This window comes from Microbacterium invictum (assembly GCF_034421375.1).
Taxonomy (GTDB): domain Bacteria; phylum Actinomycetota; class Actinomycetes; order Actinomycetales; family Microbacteriaceae; genus Microbacterium; species Microbacterium invictum_A.
In genome coordinates this window covers 2590853-2608554 of the sequence record NZ_CP139779.1, presented here as the reverse complement: position 1 = coordinate 2608554, position 17702 = coordinate 2590853, and the positions used below count along the sequence as shown (strand labels likewise).

The window sequence follows — 17702 nt, the reverse complement described above, 5'->3', positions numbered from 1 at the left end:
ACTCCATTAGATTGGCGGCTATGACGCTCGAACTTCGGGGCATCACCAAGCGGTTCGGCGCCCTGGTGGCGAACGACCACATCGACCTGGTGGTCAAGCCCGGAGAGATCCATTGCCTGCTCGGCGAGAACGGCGCCGGCAAGTCGACTCTCATGAATGTCCTCTACGGCCTCTACACCGCCGACGAAGGTGAGATCCTCCTCGACGACGAGGTGCAGAGCTTCACCGGACCCGGCGATGCGATGGCCGCCGGAATCGGCATGGTGCATCAGCACTTCATGCTCATCCCCGTCTTCACGGTCGCCGAGAACGTCATGCTCGGCCACGAGGACACCGGCTTCGCCGGCGCCCTCGACCTCGACAAGGCACGAGCCCACGTCCGCGAAGTGGCGGCGCGGTTCGGCTTCCAGATCGACCCCGATGCGCTCGTCGGCGACCTGCCGGTCGGCGCGCAGCAGCGCGTGGAGATCATCAAGGCGCTTTCGCGCAACGCCAAGGTCCTCGTCTTCGACGAGCCGACCGCGGTGCTGACGCCGCAGGAGACCGACGAGCTCATGGCGATCATGCGCCAGCTGCGCGACGACGGCACCGCGATCGTCTTCATCACCCACAAGCTCCGTGAAGTCCGCGAGGTCGCCGACCGCATCACGGTGATGCGCCTCGGGAAGGTCGTCGGTGAGGCCGAGCCCACCGCAACGAACGCGGACCTGGCGAACCTGATGGTCGGTCGCGCCGTCGAGCTCACGGTCCAGAAGCAGCCGGCCAACCCGTCGCCGGGAGGCCTGGTCGTACAGAACCTCCGGGTGCTCGACGACCACGACCAGATCGTCGTCGACGACGTCAGCTTCGAGGTGCGACCGGGGGAGATCCTCGCCATCGCCGGGGTGCAAGGCAACGGCCAGACCGAACTCACCGAGGCGATCATCGGCCTCCAGCGCAAGGTCACCGGGTCGATCCGCCTGGGTGACACCGAGCTGATCGGCAAGTCGGTCAAGCACATCATCGACGAGGGCGTGGGGTTCGTCCCCGAGGATCGCAAGGTGGAAGGACTCGTCGGCGAGTTCAGCGTCGCCGACAACCTCATCCTCAATCGCTCGAGCGGTGCGCCGTTCTTCTCCGCCGCGACGCTGCGCCGCGGGGTGCTCCGGGCCTTCGCCGAGGAGCGTATCGCCGAGTTCGACATCCGCACGCAGGGTCCCGACCTCGCCGCCGGGCGGCTGTCCGGCGGTAACCAGCAGAAGGTCGTGCTGGCGCGCGAGCTGAGCCGCGATCTGAATCTCTTCGTCGCGTCCCAGCCGACCCGCGGCATCGACGTCGGGTCGATCGAGTTCGTCCACAAGCGCATCGTCGCCACCCGGGACTCGGGCGTGCCCGTGATCGTCGTCTCGACCGAGCTCGACGAGGTCTCGGCGCTCGCCGATCGGATCGCGGTGATGTACCGGGGCAAGATCGTCGGCATCGTCCCCGGCGACGCGCCGCGCGAGACCCTCGGCCTGATGATGGCGGGCGAAATGCCCGCCGAGGCCGTCCCCGCGCAGGGGGTGTCGGCATGAGCACGCTTCCCCCCGAAGGCACAGGGCTCGGGCCGGGCGTCGACCCCGGCATCGCCCGCACCGCCCACGGTGAGCCGGCCGTCCAGACGCCCGCCGCCGACATCCCGCCGCCGCCGCGGCAGAACCAGATCATCCGCGAGATCCTCCGCAGCAACGCCGTCGCGACGATCCTCGCCATCGTGCTGGCGATGCTCATCGGGGGTGTGCTGGTCGCCTTCACCAACCCCGAAGTGCAGCGGACGTCGGGGTACTTCTTCGCCCGCCCGCAGGACACGCTCGTCGCGATCTGGAACGCGGTGTCCGGCGCCTACGCGGCGCTCTTCCGCGGAGCGATCTGGAACTACGAGGCCGAGTCGTTCGTCCGCGCGATCAAGCCCATCACCGACACCCTCAACTTCGCCACGCCGCTGATCGCGGCGGGCCTGGGCGTGGGCCTGGCGTTCCGCGTGGGCCTGTTCAACATCGGCGCGCGCGGCCAGATGCTCATCGGTGTGACGACCGCGGCGTTCGTGGCGACCGGGTTCAGCGCACCGCTGTTCATCCACCTGCCGCTGACGATCGCGGCCGGCATCGCCGGAGGGATGATCTGGGGCGGTCTGGTCGGGCTGCTGAAGGCCCGGACCGGGGCGAACGAAGTGATCCTCACGATCATGCTCAACTTCGTGGCGTTCTACTTCCTCTCGTGGCTGCTGAACACCCCGGGGCTGCTGCAGAGGCCCGGCGGATCGCAGCCGATCTCGTCGCCGACCCCCGCCTCGGCGCAGTTCCCGAGCCTCTTCGGTGCGCCGCTGACGGTGAACTGGGGCTTCATCGTCGCCATCGGCGCGACGGTCTTCGTCTGGTGGCTGGTGGAACGCTCGAGCCTGGGCTTCCGCATGCGCGCGGTCGGTGAGAACCCGTTCGCCGCCCGCGCGGCCGGCATCAACGTCGAGCGCATCATCATCTACGCGATGGCGTTCGCGGGGGGCCTTGCGGGGCTCGCCGGCGTCAACCAGATCTCGGGAACCATCACCAGCGGCTTCGGCAACGGCATCGACGCCGGTATCGGGTTCGACGCGATCACCGTCGCGCTGCTCGGCCGCAGCAAAGCCTGGGGCGTCTTCGCCGCCGGCATCCTGTTCGGTGCCCTCAAGGCCGGCAGCTTCACGATGCAGGTCTCCGAGGGCATCCCCGTCGACATCGTCGTGGTGGTGCAGGCGCTCATCGTGCTCTTCATCGCCGCACCGCCGCTCGTTCGCACGATCTTCTTCCTCCCGAAGGATCCGAGCGAGCTCTCGGCCGGGCGACGCGCGCGCCGTGCCGCCAAGGCGGCGGCGAAGAACCCGACCGCGCCCGCGCGCAAGGAGGAGGTGAACGCATGAGCACCGCAACCGTCAACCCCGCACCCGCCGAGGCCGACGAGGTCATCACGCGTCAGACCGTGCGCCAGCGACGCTGGAAGCTCGCGATCTCGCTCGCGGTCTCGACCGTCCTCATCGGCATCATGGCCTTCGCCTTCCCGCGCGACGGGGTCAGCACCTACCGACTCGGCGACCGCACCTCCACGGTCGACCTCGGCGACGTGGGGCTCCCGACCTTCGCCACCGTGGCGGTCTGCACGGTCCTGCTCGTCATCATGACGGGCTACGCGATCTGGGCGGCCTACACGTATCGCCGCCCGGGGCTGTGGCTCCCGATCGTCTTCGCGTTCGTCGCGGTCTTCGCCTTCCTCACATGGTCGGCCGCGGACGGGCTGGTGCCGGTGACGGGCCTGCTCTTCGGCGCCGTGTCGCTGTCGGTGCCGCTCGTCTTCGGTGCACTCGGCGGCGTGATCGGCGAGCGTGCGGGTGTGGTCAACGTCGCCATCGAGGCCCAGTTCCTGCTCGCGGCGTTCTCGTCGGCGATCGTCGCCTCGATCACCGGATCGTTCATCGCGGGGCTCCTCGCCGCCATGCTCTCGGGAGCGCTCGTGGCCTCGGTGCTCGCGGCGTTCTCGATCAAGTACCTCGTCGACCAGGTGATCGTGGGCGTCGTCCTGAACGTCCTCATCACGGGGCTCACGAGCTTCCTGCACGGGGCGCTGCTGACCCCCAACTCCGAGGCGCTCAACTCGCCGCCCCGCTTCCCGCGCTGGGCGATCCCGTTCCTCTCCGACATCCCGGTCATCGGTCCGGTCGTGTTCAACCAGACGCTGATCGTCTACATCATGTACGTCGCCGTCCCGCTCGTGGCGTGGGGCCTGTACAAGACGCGCTGGGGTCTGCGCCTGCGCGCGGTGGGCGAGCACCCGCAGGCCGCCGACACCGTGGGCATCCGTGTCAACCCGACCCGCTTCTGGAACGTCCTCCTCGCCGGCGCCGTCGCCGGCATCGGCGGGGCGTACTTCACGCTGGGCTCGGTGGGCTCGTTCGACAAGGAGATGACCGGCGGTCTCGGCTTCATCGCGCTGGCCGCCGTGATCTTCGGAGGCTGGGACCCGGTGAAGGCGTCGCTGGCCGCGCTGCTGTTCGGGTTCGCCACCAACCTGCGAACCCTGCTGACCAACCTGGGGTCGCCGATCCCTTCGGAATTCATGGCGATGCTGCCGTACGTCGTGACGGTTCTGGCGGTGGTCGGCTTCGCCGGCCAGGTGCGCGGACCGGCGGCGGCGGGCAAGCCGTACATCAAGGGGTGAGTGTGGCACGACGATCCGGACGCGGCTGGGACGCGTCATCCGACGACCATGACGATCAGGTCCCGGTCGACATCGACTGGGACCAGCTGAGAACCGTCGCCATCGAGGCAGCCGCGCGGGCCTACGCCCCGTATTCGCGCTACCGGGTGGGTGCGGCCGCACTCGTCTCGGACGGGCGCGTGGTGGCGGGGTGCAACGTCGAGAACGCCTCGTACGGCGTGACCCTGTGCGCCGAGTGCGGACTGGTCTCCGAGCTGCACATGTCCGGCGGGGGCCAGCTCGTCGCGTTCGTGTGCGTCAACGGCGAGGGTGAGACGATCATGCCGTGCGGTCGCTGCCGGCAGCTGCTGTTCGAGCACGCGATCCCCGGGATGCTGCTCGAGACCGTCTCGGGCATCCGCACCATCGATGAGGTGCTCCCCGACGCGTTCGGGCCCCGCGACCTCGAGGCGCGGCCGAGCCGCGAGTCGGAGCCGGTGCGATGAGCGGCGCTGCCGCACCCGAGCCCTTCGACGCCGTCGATGTCATCCGCGCCAAGCGCGACGGGGGCGCCGTTCCCGAGGATGCGCTGCGGTGGATGATCGACGCGTACACCCGCGGCTATGTGATGGACGCGCAGATGTCGGCGTTCACGATGGCGGTGCTGCTGAACGGCATGTCCCGCGACGAGATCCGCGTGATGACCGATGCCATGATCGCCTCCGGCGAGCGGATGAGCTTCGACGGCCTCGGCAAGACCACCGTCGACAAGCACTCCACCGGCGGCGTCGGCGACAAGATCACGCTGCCGCTCGCGCCGCTGGTCGCGGCGTTCGGCGTCGCCGTGCCGCAGCTGTCCGGCCGCGGCCTCGGGCACACCGGCGGCACCCTCGACAAGCTGGAGTCGATCCCCGGATGGCGCGCCGCGCTGTCGAACGACGAGCTCCACGCGCAGCTGCGCGACGTGGGGGCGGTCATCTGCGCCGCAGGCTCCGGGCTCGCCCCGGCGGACAAGCGCCTCTACGCGCTGCGTGACGTGACCGGGACCGTCGAGGCCATCCCGCTCATCGCGTCGAGCATCATGTCGAAGAAGATCGCCGAGGGGACGGCCGCCCTGGTGCTGGACGTCAAGTTCGGGTCGGGGGCGTTCATGCAGGACATCGACCGCGCCCGCGAGCTCGCCCGCACGATGGTCGGCCTCGGCACCGACTCGGGGGTCGCCACGACGGCGCTCCTCACCGACATGAACACGCCACTGGGCCTCGCGATCGGCAACGCCAACGAGGTTCGCGAGTCGGTCGAGGTGCTCGCCGGTGGGGGTCCCGCCGATGTCGTCGAGTTGACCGTCGCGCTCGCGCGCGAGATGCTCGCCCTCGCCGGTCAGCCCGATGCCGACGTCGAGGCCGCTATGCGCGACGGCCGGGCGATGGACGTCTGGCGCGCGATGATCCGCGCCCAGGACGGCGATCCCGACGCGGCCCTCCCCACTCCTCGTGAGACGCACACCGTCACCGCCCCGCGCGGGGGGACCGTCATCCGGATGGAGGCGCTGCCGTTCGGCATCGCCGCGTGGCGTCTGGGCGCGGGCCGTGCCCGCGCCGAGGACGCCGTCATCCACGCGGCCGGCATCGACCTGCACGTCAAGCCCGGCGACATCGTCGCCGAAGGCGCACCCGTCTTCACCCTCTCGGCCGACGACCCGGCGCGTTTCGCCCGGGCACTGGAGGCCATCGAGGGGGCGTGGGACATCGGCGACGACGCGCCCGCCGCGTCATCCCTCGTTCGCGAACGCATCACCGCCGACTCGATCTGACCCGCCGCACACCCCAACCCCCGGAGGAACACGATGGCCATCGATCAGCACGGTGACGCCCAGCTGGAGGGTGTGTCTCTGCGGAGCCTGCCCAAGATCTCGCTGCACGATCACCTCGACGGCGGGCTCCGCCCCGCCACCATCGTCGAACTCGCCGACGACGCCGACCTCGATCTGCCCGAGGACGACGCCGAGGCGCTCGGGGAGTGGTTCGCCGAGAAGAGCGACTCGGGGTCGCTCGTGGAGTACCTCAAGACCTTCGACGTCACCCTCTCGGTGATGCAGACCCGCGAGGGCCTGACCCGCGTCGCCCGTGAGTTCGTCGAGGACCTCGCCGCCGACGGCGTGATCTACGGCGAGGTGCGGTGGGCGCCCGAGCAGCACCTCGGCGGCGGCCTCACCCTCGACGAGGTCGTGGAGGCGGTGCAGGACGGCATCGAGGAGGGCGAGGATCTCGCCGCCGACGCCGGGCGGGACATCCGCGTCGGTCAGCTCATCACCGCCATGCGGCACACCGACCGGTCGCACGAGATCGCTCGGCTCGCCGTGGAGTGGCGCGGGCGTGGCGCCGTCGGGTTCGACATCGCCGGCCCCGAGGACGGGTTTCTCCCTTCACGGCACCGCAAGGCGTTCGACTACCTCGCCGGGGAGTTCTTCCCCGTCACGGTGCACGCGGGGGAGGCGGCGGGGCTGGAGTCGATCCGGTCGGCGCTTCTCGACGGACGCGCCCTTCGGCTCGGCCACGGCGTGCGCATCGCCGAGGACCTCGAGATCGTGCAGCGGTCGGGCGAGGAGGTGCTGGTCGAGTTCGGCGACCTCGCCCGCTGGGTGCGCGACCGCGAGATCCCGCTGGAGCTCTCGCCGTCGTCGAACCTGCAGACGGGTGCGATCCAGCGGTGGGGCACCGACCTCGAGGATCACCCCTTCGACCTGCTCTACCAGCTGGGCTTCGCGGTGACGGTGAACGTCGACAACCGGCTCATGAGCCGCACGTCGCTGACCCGCGAGCTCGCGCTGCTCGTCGAGGCCTTCGACTACGGGCTCGACGACCTCGAGGCGTTCCAGATGAACGCCGCGGCGGGCGCCTTCCTCCCGGTGGAGCAGCGCGAGGAGCTGATCGACCTCATCTCCGACGGCTTCGACCGCTGACGTCTGGCCGCCGGCCGCGTGCCGCGTCCCCAACTCCTGCAAAATCCACGGGCGTGGCCCGAAACCCCGGATTTCGGCCTGTCGGGACGCCATCTGCAGGAGTGAGGGACAGGGTCACCGCGCCCGGCGCGTGAGAATGACGGCTCGGATGGCGGTCGCCGTCGCGTCGTAGGCGAAGAGGAGGTCTTCGGCCAGCGGACGGATCGTGGTGTAGCCGAGCGCGGCGGCGGCGAGGTCGCGGCGGCGGTCGCGGCGCTGCGCGTCCCAGCCCTCGTGGTGCGCCCTGCTGTCGCACTCGATGATGAGCCACCCGTCGACGACGAAGTCCACCCGCCCGACGCCGGGGATCTGAACCTGGACGTCGACGCCACAGCCGAGCCCGCGAAGTATCAGGCGGACGAGCGTCTCCGGCCCGGACTCCATGCGGCGATCGAGGAGCCGTCGGAGGGTCTGATGACGATGCGGGAGGCGGCGGAAGACCTCGGCGATCTCCGCTTCATCGACGAGACCGAGGTGCCACGCGCTGTCGAGGGTCGCGATCGCGTCCCTCGGGGTCTGGCATCTCACGGCCTGAGCCAGCGCACCGATGAGGTCGGCGGCGAGGTTCTCGGAGATCGCTCGGTCGCTCCGCCAGTGGGCGGTGTACCCGGGTCGAAGCGGAGGGATGCGGCTGGCACTGCGGTCGAACTGGATGTGCAGTCCCGGGTTCTCCCTCACGAACACGCCGAGGGTGGCGAGCAGCGAGACGCAATCGAGGCGGCCTCCCGCGCGGCCGGCATCGAGGAGGTGCGGGTGGGCGCGCGGATCGGCGTACCGGCCCCTGCGGAGCCGGATGAGGCGTCCCTCCGACACCAACCGCCGGATCATCCGCTTGTCGAGCCCGCGCCGGGCAAGTCCCTGCGTGCTGAGGAAGGTGGCGGAGAGGGCCTGCGACGGGGTGAGGGGAGGGTCGACCACACGTCCATTCCACGGGCGCGGACCCGTCGCGGGTCGTCGCGCGGGCGATCCGTGGACAGGGTGCGTGGTTTCCCTGGTGTGCAGGAGTGATGGGTGCGACCCCGCCTTTCCCGAACTCCTGCAGAATCGGCCTCGCGCGTCGAAGGAGGGTGATGTGGGGTCGGCCGGTGATGTTCTGCAGGAGTTCGGGACAACCCGGCCGGGGCGGGCCGGGATCAGGCCGGGCGCGCGGCGGTCAGCGGGGGAGGGCCGCGACCAAGGGGGCGAGGAGGCCCGCGAGCTCCGCGCGCATCTCGGGCAGGGTGATCGAGCCCTCGTTGTCGCCCGCCTGCGGGCCGTACGCGCCGAAGGCGGCGTGGTTGGCCCCTTCGATCTCGGTCATCACCGCGTCGTCGGGCAGCAGCGGCCGCGCCTCGGCGATCTTCTCGGGGGTGGAGAGCCCGTCCTCGCTGCCGGCGATGCTGATGACGGGGAGATCCGAGTCCGAGATGTCGCCTGCGCAGTACGACGCGAACAGCGCCAGAGCGTCGGCGTCGCCGGCGAGCTGACAGGCCCGTACCCCGCCGAGCGAGTGCCCGCCGACGATCCACTCCTGGACACCGGGCACGAGGTCGGTGAAGCTCGACAGCGGCCGCAGATCGAAGAACGCCAGGTTCAGCCAGGGCTTGGTGATGACGACCGTCACGCCGTCCTCGGCCACGACGTCCGTCATCGTCGCCGCGTACGCCGCAGCCTCGACCTTCGCCCCGGGGATGTAGACGAGGCCCACCTCTCCCGCTCCGCCGGACGGCTCGAGGATGACGGCCGTCGAGGTGTCGGTGAACCGGATGCCGGGATCGTTCTGCACGTCGGCGAGCGGGCCCGCTTCCGCCTGCATCACCCCGACCTGGCTCCACACGACGAGGCCCCCGACGGCGAGGAGGAACAGCACGCCGATCGAGCCGAGCACCCAGGCCAGCACGCGCCGCCACCGGCGCCGCGGGTGGGGTGCCGCATCGGACGACGCGGGGGACCCGTCTGCAGCCCTGTCGGAAGACCCGGATGACACCCCCCGAGCGTACCGCCGCCCGAGTGTTCCCACCCCGAGCCCGCGACCCCGCGGCGCCCGAGCTCAGCCCGCGAGCGCCGCCTGCCGCGCGGCGACCGCGTCGCGCACGCGCGCGTACAGCGGGTGACTCCGCTCGAGCCCGGTCACCGCGGCGGTCACCGCATCGGCGTCCTGCTCCCGCAGCATCGCCTGCAGTTCCACCGCCTGGGGGTCGTCAGGGTCGTCGAACGCCAGCGCGGCGGCCATCGCCGCAACGAGCGCGTCGACCGGCAACCCCCGCTCGGCGGCTTCGGCCGCCGGCCCGACGAACCGCTCGTTGCGCGAAAGTTTCCGCAGCGGCTGCCGCGCGACCCGGCGCACGTGATCGGGGAGGGCCGGGTTGGCGAAGCGCGCGAGGATCGTGGCGCGGTACTCCGCCAGCTCTTCGGGGGCGAACTCGTGCTTGGCGATCAGCACCGCCGAGGTCTCCTCGAGCGCTGCCGCCACCCGCGCGGCGATCGCCGGGCCGGCGAGGGCGTCGGCGATCCGCTCGACACCCGCCTGCGCGCCGAAGTACGCCGTCGCCGCGTGCCCGGTGTTCACGGTGAAGAGCTTCCGCTCGATGTACGGGGCGAGGTCGTCGACGAAATGCGCCCCGGGGATCGCGGGCGGGTCGTCGCCGAACGGATGCCGCTCGATCGCCCATTCGAAGAACGGCTCGACCGTGACATCCACCCCCGCTCCGGCGGGTTGCTCGGGCACGATCCGGTCGACCGCCGTGTTGGCGAACACCGCGCGCTGCTCCAGTGCCGCCCACGCCTCACCCGCGGCTTCGACCATCTCGTCGCGGAGCAGGTCGGTGGCGTTGATCGCGTTCTCGCAGGCCATGATCTGCAGCGGCGGAGACGACGGGTCGCGCAGCGCGAGACCCGCCACGAGGTGCGGCGCGACGAAGCGCAGGATGGTCGGACCCACGGCCGTCGTCACGACGTTCGCGCCCGCGACCTCCTCGATCACCTGGTCGGGATGCTCGGCACTGTTGATCGCCCGGAACCCCGTGACGACGTGGTCGCGCCCGCCCTCACCGACCTCGTGCACCGTGTATTCCGACACGGCGTTGATGGCGTCGACGAGCGGCCCCGCGACATCCGAGAAGACCACCTCGTAGCCGCCCTCGTGCAGCAGCAGCCCGACGAAGCCCCGCCCGATGTTCCCGGCGCCGAAGTGGACCGCCTTCATTCCACGCCCGCCGCGACGGCGTCGTAGAGCTCCTGCGCGGTCGAGACCGCCTTCAGTCGCGCCACGTCATCCTCCTCCGAGAACAACAGCGCGATCCGCGAGAGGATCTCGAGGTGCTCGTCGCCCTTGCCGGCGATTCCGATGACGAAGGTCACCCGCTCGCCGTCCCAGTCGACGCCGCCGTCGTACCGCACGACCGACAGGCCAGACTCAAGGATGGTGTCCTTCGTCTCGTTCGTACCGTGCGGGATCGCCAGCTCGTTGCCCATGTAGGTCGAGACCGTCTGCTCGCGCTGCTGCATCGCATCGAAGTAGGCGCCAGTGACGGCACCGACCGACTCGAGGATCTCGGCGGCCTCGCGCATCGCCTCCTCGCGGGTCGCGCTGCCGGAGTGGATGCGGACCTGCCCGGGGGTGAGGACCTCACGTGCCATGATTTCGCCTTTCGCTCGTCTCGTCGTACGTCGTTGTCGCGGTCTGGATGACGGATGCCGGGAGCCGCGCGTCCACGCGCCGGCCCCCGGCATCCGGGTCGATCAGATGCTCACGCACCATCCTTGTGCTGATCGCGCACCAGTTCCACGACCTCGTCGTACCGCGGCGAGTTCATGAAGTTGTCCACCGACACGTGGATCGCGTTCGGCGTCTGCCGCCGAGCCCGATCGGTGAGCTGGTTCTGCGTGATCACGAGGTCGGCGGAGTCGTCGAGCGCGGCGATGGCCTTGTTGACCACGGTCACGTCTTCGATCCCGGCCTTCTTGATCTTGTTGCGCAGGACGCTGGCGCCCATGGCGGAGGACCCCATGCCGGCGTCGCAGGCGAAGACGATGCTCTTCACCTCGCGCTCGGTCATGACCGCCGGCTCCACGCCGCCGCCGGCCTGGGTGGCCGCCCCGCCGCGCAGGTTCGACAGCGCGTCAGACGACTTGCCCTTGGCCGCCTCGGTCTGGGTGATCGCCGCGCCGAACGCGTCGTCGGTCGCCGCGAGGGCCTCGAGGTCGCGCTTGCGCGAAGCTCGGAGGATGACCGCGGCGATGAGGAACGTCACGCCCGCAGACAGGATGACCGACAGGATGACCGCGAAGTAGGCGCCGTTCGCGGTCTGCAGCAGCACCGCGATGATGCTTCCGGGAGCTGCCGGCGCCCGAAGCGCCCCACCGAGCAGCATGTTGGTGGTGACACCGGTCATACCGCCCGCGATGAGCGCGAGGATGACCGCAGGCTTCATCAGCGCGTACGGGAAGTAGACCTCGTGGATGCCGCCGAAGAACTGGATGACCGCGGCCCCGGGCGCCGACGCGCGCGCCGCGCCCAGTCCGAAGATGGCGAACGCCAGCAGCAGGCCGAGGCCCGGGCCGGGGTTGGCCTCGAGGAGGAAGAGGATCGACGCGCCCTGCTCGTCGGCCTGCTGGATGCCGAGCGGAGTCAACACGCCGTGGTTGATGGCGTTGTTGAGGAACAGCACCTTCGCCGGCTCGATGATGATGCTCGTCAAGGGCAGCAGGTTCGCCGAAACGAGGAAGTCCACGGCGTTGCTCAGGGTCGACATGAGGCCGTTGACCAGCCACGCGATCGGGTAGAAGCCGACCACGGCCATCACGAAGCCCCAGATGCCGGCCGAGAACATGTTCACGAGCATCTCGAAGCCGGCGCGGATCTTGCCGTCCCAGAGGCTGTCGAGCCACTTCATCGTGTAGGCCGCCAGAGGCGCCATGATCATCGCGCCGATGAACATGTGCACCTGACCGAGCTCCGACGCGCCCTCGGGGAGGGTGGCGTTGAAGTCCGCGACCAGCTTGTCCGACCCGGCGATGGCGCCCATCACGGCGATCGAGGCGACCACGCCGCCGCGCACGCCGTAGACGATCGTGCCGCCGGTGTAGGCGATGATGATCGGCAGCAGGTAGTGGATGAAGGGTCCGACGATCGTCGCGAGGTCGGCGTTGGGCGTCCACCCGACCTCGATGAAGAACGCGGTGAAGATGCCCCACGCGATGAGCGCGGGGATGTTGGGCATGATCATGCCCGACAGGAACGTGCCGAAGCGTTGGACGCCGACCCGCACCCCTCCCGGCTTCTTGGCCGGCACAGACGTCGTTGTCATTGCTGTGTCTCCTTCATTGTCGTTGCGGCTCCGCGTTCGGTGGCGAGGAGAGCCGCGTCTCGGGCTGCCGCGGCGTCATCCGCGGCGAGGGCTGCCTCGGCGATCGCACGGGCGTCGTCGAGGGTGTACTGCAGGAGGGTGGCGCGCACGTCCGCGAGGGCGCTCGGCGCCATCGACAGGCTCGTCGCGCCGAGCCCCACCAGCACGACCGCCAGCAGCGGGTCGGCAGCGGCTTCGCCGCAGATCCCCACGGGCTTGCCGTGTGCGCGGCCGGCGTCGCCCACCTCGCGGATGAGGCGGAGGACGGCGGGATGCCACGGGTCCTGGAACCCCGCGACCGAACCGAGCAGGCGGTCGGCGGCGAGGGTGTACTGGGTGAGGTCGTTCGTGCCGATGGAGGCGAAGTCGGCGTGGGCGAGCACGCGGTCGGCGAGGAGCGCCGAGGAGGGCACTTCGACCATCACGCCCGCGGTCCTGATGCCGTACTCCTTGGCCAGCGACGTGAAGTACGTCGTCTCCTCGACGGTGGCGACCATCGGTGCCATGACCCACAGGTCGGCCGGGCCCTCGGGGGAGCGCCGGGTTGCGGCATCCGCCTCTGCCAGCGCCGTGAGCTGCTCGCGGAGGATGTCTTCGCTCGCGCGGAGCGCGCGCAGGCCCCGGAGCCCCAGGGCGGGGTTCTCCTCGTGCGCGTCGTTGAGGAAGGGCAGGGGCTTGTCGGCGCCCGCGTCGAGCACGCGCACGACGACCTTCTTGCCGGGGAACGCCCGGAGGAGCTGCTCGTACGACGTCCGCTGCTGCTCGACCGTCGGCGCCGAGGAGGCGCTGAGGAAGAGGAACTCGGTGCGGAACAGTCCCACGCCCTCCGCGCCGAGCGCGACGGCCTCGGCGGCGCCCTCGGGCTTGCCGAGGTTCGCCAGGAGCGGTACCGGGGTGCCGTCGGCGAGGGCGCCCGCCGTGATCGGCGCCGAGGCGGCGTTCGCCCGGGCGTCGGCGCGAGACCGCGCCCGCTGCAGCTCGTCGTCGGTCGGGTCAGCGGTGACCACCCCGGCGGCGGCGTCGACGATCACGCTCTGGCCCTCGGTGAGCGAGGCGGCGCCTGCGGCGCCGACGATGGCGACGATGCCCTTCTCGCGGGCGAGGATCGCGGTGTGCGAGGTGGGGCCGCCCTCGGTGGTCACGAGCGCGAGCACCTGGTCGAGATCGAGCAGGGCGGTGTCGGCGGGGGCAAGGTCCTTCGCGACGAGGACGAACGGATGGCCCGGCTCGGGCACACCCGGGGCGGCGACGCCCCGCAGCCGTGCGATGACACGCTGGGCGACGTCGTCGAGGTCGGCCGCACGCTCGCCGAGGTAGCCTCCGACGGCGGTGAGCTGGTCGCGGAATGCGGCGAACGCCTCGAACACCGCGCGCTCGCCGGTCTTGCCCTCCGCCAGGCGCGTGCCGATCTCATCGGACAGGGTCGGGTCCTCGGCCATCATGGCCTGCGCCTCGAGCACGTCCTGCGCGGCGCCCCCAGCCTGCTCGGCGCGCTCCTCGAGCTCGCGGGCGACCGCGCCGACGGCTTCGTCGACGCGCGCCCGCTCGGCGGCCTCGCCGATGGTGCTCGGCTCGTCGGCGGGAGCGGGGAGCGGCTCGGCCATGCGCGCCACCGGTCCCTGGGCGACGCCCAGCCCGATCCCGACCCCGCGGATCTCGGTGCGTGCCACGGTGCTCACGCTCACGCGGCGTCGTGGTCGGTGGTGAGCAGCTCGCTGAGGGCGTCGAGGACGCTCTCGGCGTTGTCGCCGTCGGCGGTGAGGGTGACGTAGTCGCCCTGGTCGACCCCGAGAGAGATGACGCCGAGGATGCTCGCCGCGTTCACCGGCTCACCCGAGCCCTTGGCCACCGTGATGGGGATGCCGGCCTCCTTGGCCGCCTGCGCGAAGAGCTTGGCGGGGCGGGCGTGCAGCCCGTGCGACGATCCGATGCGCACCGTGCGGGTCGTGGGGGCCATTGGGGATTCCTCTCCTCGGTTTTCGGTGGGGCTGACTCGGGGGGAGTCAGGTACGGGCGGGGTCTTCGGCCCCGGCATCCGTCAGGGTCTCCGGCGACGTGACGGCGACCGCGCGACGGACGAGCTCCAGCGTGCGGCTACCGTCGAGGTCGGCGAAGACGTCGTCGGGCAGCAGGACCACCGTCGTCCTCCGCGGGGCCGCGGCCTGTTCGATGTGCGGGAGCGCGTCGAGCAGGTGCGGTCCGACGAGGATCACGTCGGCGGCATCGAGGTCGATCGGGAGCGACTGCTCGGTCCCGGCCACGGCGGTCCAGGGGAGTCCTGCATCCTGTGCGGCGCGACGCACACGCTGCGCCACGAAGGTGCTGGACGCACCCGCTCCACACACGACAAGGATCCGCATCGATCCGCCCTCCTCGTGAGCGATTCTTGTGAAGACGCTGAGTGCCGACAAGTCACGCGTTCTTCCGCCCGGGCGGAAAGCGCCGCCTGCCGCCCGGGCCCGGCGCGCCGGGGCGTGGTTGACTGGTGGTCGATCCGGACCGCGGCACGGCGGCTCGGCGAAGGGGTGCCCGTGACCAGAGCCAGGCAGGATCGACTGCTGACGCTGCTGCTGCGTGACGGTGCCTGGGCGACGGCCGCTACGCTCGCCGACGCGCTCGGGGTCACCCCCCGCAGCATCCGCTCGTACGTGACCTCGGTCAACGCGCGCGTCGCCCCGGGCATCGCGATCGAGTCGGGTCCGCTCGGCTACCGGGCGGGGCCCGAGGGGGCGGCGGCGCTGCGCGCGGGCGGAGGGACGGATGCCGGGACGCCGCGCGATCGCCTGCACACCGTGGTGCGGAGCCTCCTCGATTCCGACGCCGGCATCGATCTGTTCGACACCGCGATGGAGCTGCACGTCAGCCCCGCCACACTCGAGGCCGACCTCGCGCGGGTGCGCGGCCTCCTCAGCGGCACGGAGTTGACACTGGAGCGCTCGGCCGCGGTCGCGCGGCTGCGGGGCGGCGAGATGGCCCGACGTCGGCTCCTCAGCCGGCTCGCGCACGACGAGATGGATGCCGGCGCGTTCGACCTCGGCTCGCTGCGGCGGAGCCTTGCCGGCACCGCCGTCGATGCGGACGCGTTCGGTGCGTTCAAGTCCGACCTCGTCGCCGAGCTCGGCGCCCTGGGGTACTACGTCAACGAGCTCGGGATCGCCGACGTCGTCATGCACATCGCCATCGCCGCCGATCGGGTCGCCCACCGGCATCCCCTCTCCCACGACCCCGCGGCGGGCGATGTCGCCGGCGCCGATGTCGCCGCCGTGATCGAGCGCCTCGTGCAGCAGCACTTCGCGGTGCGGCTCGGGGAGGGCGACGTGCAGCACCTCGCGGCCCTCGTGCTGACCCGGGTGATCGCCCCGGGCGGCGAGGCCGTGCAGACCCGGGTGCGACCGTCGCTGGATCCGCAGGTCGAGGCGGCGGTCCGGGCGGCCGTCGGCCGTGCCGCCCGGGAGTTCCTCGTCGACATCGACGACGAGGACTTCATCATCCGGCTGGCGCTGCACGTGCAGAACCTCCGCCACCGTGCGCAGGATCAGGCGTGGTCGCGCAATCCGCTCACCCGGTCGCTGAAGTCGACCTACCCGATGATCTTCGAGCTGGCGGTCTACATCGCCGGCGAACTCGACGCCGAGCTGGGATTCCCTCTGCCCGACGACGAGATCGCCTACATCGCGATGCACGTCGGCGGCCGCCTCGAGCGGAGCCGCCAGAACGCGCAGCTGCTCACGGCGACGATCGTGTGCCCCGGCTACTACGAGCTGCACGAACTGCTGCGCTCGAGCGTCGACCGTTCGCTCGGGCAGGCGATCGAGGTGGTCGGCGTGGAGACGCGGGTCGACCCCGACTGGGAGAACCTCGGCACCGACCTCGTGCTCACCACGATCGACGCGCCGGTCGCGGGGGAGCGGATCGTACGGATCCAGCCGTTCCTCACCGACGCCGATGTCGAGCGGGTGCAGGCGGCGGCGGGCCGGGTGCGCCGCGCGCGGCGCCTCGCGCGGCTGCGCACCGAGCTCGAGCGCTACTTCCCGGCTGATGCGTTCGTGCGCGGACTCGATGTGGACGACACCGGCGAGGAGGGTGTCATCCGGCGGCTCGGATCGATGCTCGTCGACCAGGGGATCATCGACGACGACTACGTCGAACGGGCGATCCAGCGGGAGCGCATGTCGTCGACGGCGTTCACCGACGCGCTCGCCGTCCCCCACGCGATCGGGATGACTGCGTCGCGCACCGCCATCGCCGTCGGGGTGGCGGAGGGATCGATCCCCTGGGGCGACTCGCGCGTGCAGGTGGTCGCCCTCGTGGCGTTCTCCGAGGGCGACCGCGAGGCCTTCCAGACGGTGTTCGAGCAGCTGGTGGAGGTCTTCTCCGAGCGGGAGAGCGTCGCGCGGATCGTGCGGCGGGGCACCGACTTCCCCGCATTCCTCGACGAGCTCGTCGCGGTCATCGACGGGTAGCCCCCTCGGCGCGCGCCCCGAACTCCTGCACAATCGGCGCTCGTCGCGCCGGAACGGCGTTTCGGCCGGCTTTCGGCGGAGTTCTGCAGGAGTCAGGGACAGGGGTGGCGGCAGACCCCGCGCTCAGCCGCGACGCAGCCGCGCCTCGAGCCCCAGCCGTACGGCGGGCCACTCGTGGGGGAGGATCGAGTACACCGCGGTGTCGCGCAGCGACCCGCCCGGCCCGAGGCGGTGGTTGCGCAGCACCCCGTCGAGCTTCGCGCCGAGCCGTTCGATCGCGGCACGCGACTGACGATTGTGGAAGTGTGTGCGGAACTCCACCGCGATGGCGTCGCACGCCTCGAAGGCGTGCCCGAGCAGCAGCAGCTTCGCGGCGGTGTTCACGGCGGTGCGCTGCACGGCGGGGCCGAGCCAGGTGTAGCCGATCTCGACGTGGCGGTTCGCCTGGTCGATGTTGCAGAAGGTGGTCATCCCGACGGCGTCGCCGGTGTCGGCGCGCACGACGGCCCACGGGTTCATATCCCCGCGCTCGGCCCATGCCGTCCGCTGCGCGATCTCGGCCTCGACGCCCTCCGGCGAGGGGACGGACGTGTACCACGCGTGCTCGAGCCCCACCGCGGCCCGCCGCAGGCCGTCGGCGTGCTCCGCCGCGAGCGGCTCGAGCCGCACGTGGTCGTTCTCGAGGGTGACGGGGTCTGTCAGCAGCACGACCGACCCCTCCTCGGG

The 17702-nt window shown here is 71.0% G+C and carries 16 protein-coding genes; 7 read left to right on the top strand and 9 right to left on the bottom strand.

Annotated features, from left to right (window positions below; translation table 11 throughout):
- Positions 1 to 20 precede the first annotated feature (20 nt).
- The 6 genes from T9R20_RS12550 to T9R20_RS12525 all read left to right on the top strand — a co-directional run bounded on the left by T9R20_RS12550 (position 21) and on the right by T9R20_RS12525 (position 7147).
- Positions 21 to 1553 carry an ABC transporter ATP-binding protein gene (locus tag T9R20_RS12550; RefSeq protein WP_322409642.1) on the top strand — a complete coding sequence of 511 codons (1533 nt, stop codon included), beginning with the start codon at positions 21 to 23 and terminating at the stop codon, positions 1551 to 1553.
- Positions 1550 to 2914, top strand: a complete 1365-nt coding sequence (locus T9R20_RS12545) for an ABC transporter permease (protein ID WP_322409641.1) — start codon at positions 1550 to 1552, stop codon at positions 2912 to 2914. The genes T9R20_RS12550 and T9R20_RS12545 overlap by 4 nt, the downstream gene beginning before the upstream one ends.
- Positions 2911 to 4206 (top strand): ABC transporter permease, encoded by a 1296-nt coding sequence (locus T9R20_RS12540; protein WP_322409640.1) that lies wholly within the window; start codon positions 2911 to 2913, stop codon positions 4204 to 4206. The genes T9R20_RS12545 and T9R20_RS12540 overlap by 4 nt, the downstream gene beginning before the upstream one ends.
- 71 nt (positions 4207 to 4277) lie before the next feature.
- A complete protein-coding gene (locus tag T9R20_RS12535; RefSeq protein ID WP_322412177.1) occupies positions 4278 to 4691 on the top strand; it encodes a cytidine deaminase in 414 nt (137 codons plus the stop codon).
- Positions 4688 to 5998, top strand: a complete 1311-nt coding sequence (locus T9R20_RS12530) for a thymidine phosphorylase (RefSeq protein ID WP_322409639.1) — start codon at positions 4688 to 4690, stop codon at positions 5996 to 5998. Before T9R20_RS12535 ends, T9R20_RS12530 begins: the two co-directional genes overlap by 4 nt.
- A 33-nt stretch (positions 5999 to 6031) precedes the next feature.
- Positions 6032 to 7147: an adenosine deaminase gene (locus tag T9R20_RS12525; RefSeq protein ID WP_322409638.1), complete on the top strand. Its 1116-nt coding sequence runs from the start codon at positions 6032 to 6034 to the stop codon at positions 7145 to 7147.
- Between the two features lie 114 nt (positions 7148 to 7261).
- Here the strand turns inward: T9R20_RS12525 and T9R20_RS12520 are convergent, their stop codons facing one another.
- The 8 genes from T9R20_RS12520 to T9R20_RS12485 form a co-directional block, all read right to left on the bottom strand.
- Entirely contained in the window at positions 7262 to 8104 is an 843-nt protein-coding gene (locus tag T9R20_RS12520) for a type IV toxin-antitoxin system AbiEi family antitoxin domain-containing protein (RefSeq protein ID WP_322409637.1), read from the bottom strand.
- A gap of 235 nt (positions 8105 to 8339) precedes the next feature.
- The gene (locus T9R20_RS12515) at positions 8340 to 9152 is read right to left on the bottom strand and encodes an alpha/beta hydrolase (protein ID WP_322409636.1); all 813 of its coding nucleotides are present in this window, start codon (positions 9150 to 9152) and stop codon (positions 8340 to 8342) included.
- A gap of 63 nt (positions 9153 to 9215) precedes the next feature.
- A complete protein-coding gene (locus T9R20_RS12510) occupies positions 9216 to 10370 on the bottom strand; it encodes a mannitol-1-phosphate 5-dehydrogenase (RefSeq protein ID WP_322409635.1) in 1155 nt (384 codons plus the stop codon).
- Complete coding sequence (locus T9R20_RS12505) at positions 10367 to 10804, bottom strand: PTS sugar transporter subunit IIA (protein WP_322409634.1); 438 nt, start codon at positions 10802 to 10804, stop codon at positions 10367 to 10369. Before T9R20_RS12505 ends, T9R20_RS12510 begins: the two co-directional genes overlap by 4 nt.
- 110 nt (positions 10805 to 10914) lie before the next feature.
- Positions 10915 to 12474 carry a PTS mannitol transporter subunit IICB gene (locus T9R20_RS12500; RefSeq protein ID WP_322409633.1) on the bottom strand — a complete coding sequence of 520 codons (1560 nt, stop codon included), beginning with the start codon at positions 12472 to 12474 and terminating at the stop codon, positions 10915 to 10917.
- On the bottom strand, positions 12471 to 14117 hold the full coding sequence (gene ptsP, locus T9R20_RS12495; RefSeq protein WP_416182979.1) for a phosphoenolpyruvate--protein phosphotransferase: 1647 nt from the start codon (positions 14115 to 14117) through the stop codon (positions 12471 to 12473). The genes T9R20_RS12500 and ptsP overlap by 4 nt, the downstream gene beginning before the upstream one ends.
- 77 nt (positions 14118 to 14194) lie before the next feature.
- Entirely contained in the window at positions 14195 to 14470 is a 276-nt protein-coding gene (locus T9R20_RS12490) for an HPr family phosphocarrier protein (RefSeq protein ID WP_322409631.1), read from the bottom strand.
- 46 nt (positions 14471 to 14516) lie between these two features.
- Positions 14517 to 14873 carry a PTS sugar transporter gene (locus T9R20_RS12485; protein WP_322409630.1) on the bottom strand — a complete coding sequence of 119 codons (357 nt, stop codon included), beginning with the start codon at positions 14871 to 14873 and terminating at the stop codon, positions 14517 to 14519.
- A 171-nt stretch (positions 14874 to 15044) separates the two neighbouring features.
- Here T9R20_RS12485 and T9R20_RS12480 point away from each other — a divergent pair, with 171 nt between their 5' ends.
- Positions 15045 to 16976: a BglG family transcription antiterminator gene (locus T9R20_RS12480; protein WP_322409629.1), complete on the top strand. Its 1932-nt coding sequence runs from the start codon at positions 15045 to 15047 to the stop codon at positions 16974 to 16976.
- A 123-nt stretch (positions 16977 to 17099) separates the two neighbouring features.
- On the opposite strand, the gene T9R20_RS12475 is transcribed toward T9R20_RS12480, so the two are convergent.
- A complete protein-coding gene (locus T9R20_RS12475) occupies positions 17100 to 17684 on the bottom strand; it encodes a GNAT family protein (protein WP_322412176.1) in 585 nt (194 codons plus the stop codon).
- Positions 17685 to 17702 lie beyond the last annotated feature (18 nt).

Coding starts and splice junctions, on each gene's coding strand:
- T9R20_RS12530 (WP_322409639.1), top strand. CDS start 4,688: ATGAGCGGCGCTGCCGCACCCGAGCCCTTCGACGCCGTCGATGTCATC.
- T9R20_RS12525 (WP_322409638.1), top strand. CDS start 6,032: ATGGCCATCGATCAGCACGGTGACGCCCAGCTGGAGGGTGTGTCTCTG.
- T9R20_RS12545 (WP_322409641.1), top strand. CDS start 1,550: ATGAGCACGCTTCCCCCCGAAGGCACAGGGCTCGGGCCGGGCGTCGAC.
- T9R20_RS12550 (WP_322409642.1), top strand. CDS start 21: ATGACGCTCGAACTTCGGGGCATCACCAAGCGGTTCGGCGCCCTGGTG.
- T9R20_RS12490 (WP_322409631.1), bottom strand. CDS start 14,470: ATGGCCCCCACGACCCGCACGGTGCGCATCGGATCGTCGCACGGGCTG.
- T9R20_RS12505 (WP_322409634.1), bottom strand. CDS start 10,804: ATGGCACGTGAGGTCCTCACCCCCGGGCAGGTCCGCATCCACTCCGGC.
- T9R20_RS12485 (WP_322409630.1), bottom strand. CDS start 14,873: ATGCGGATCCTTGTCGTGTGTGGAGCGGGTGCGTCCAGCACCTTCGTG.
- T9R20_RS12540 (WP_322409640.1), top strand. CDS start 2,911: ATGAGCACCGCAACCGTCAACCCCGCACCCGCCGAGGCCGACGAGGTC.
- T9R20_RS12500 (WP_322409633.1), bottom strand. CDS start 12,474: ATGACAACGACGTCTGTGCCGGCCAAGAAGCCGGGAGGGGTGCGGGTC.
- ptsP (WP_416182979.1), bottom strand. CDS start 14,117: ATGGCCGAGCCGCTCCCCGCTCCCGCCGACGAGCCGAGCACCATCGGC.
- T9R20_RS12510 (WP_322409635.1), bottom strand. CDS start 10,370: ATGAAGGCGGTCCACTTCGGCGCCGGGAACATCGGGCGGGGCTTCGTC.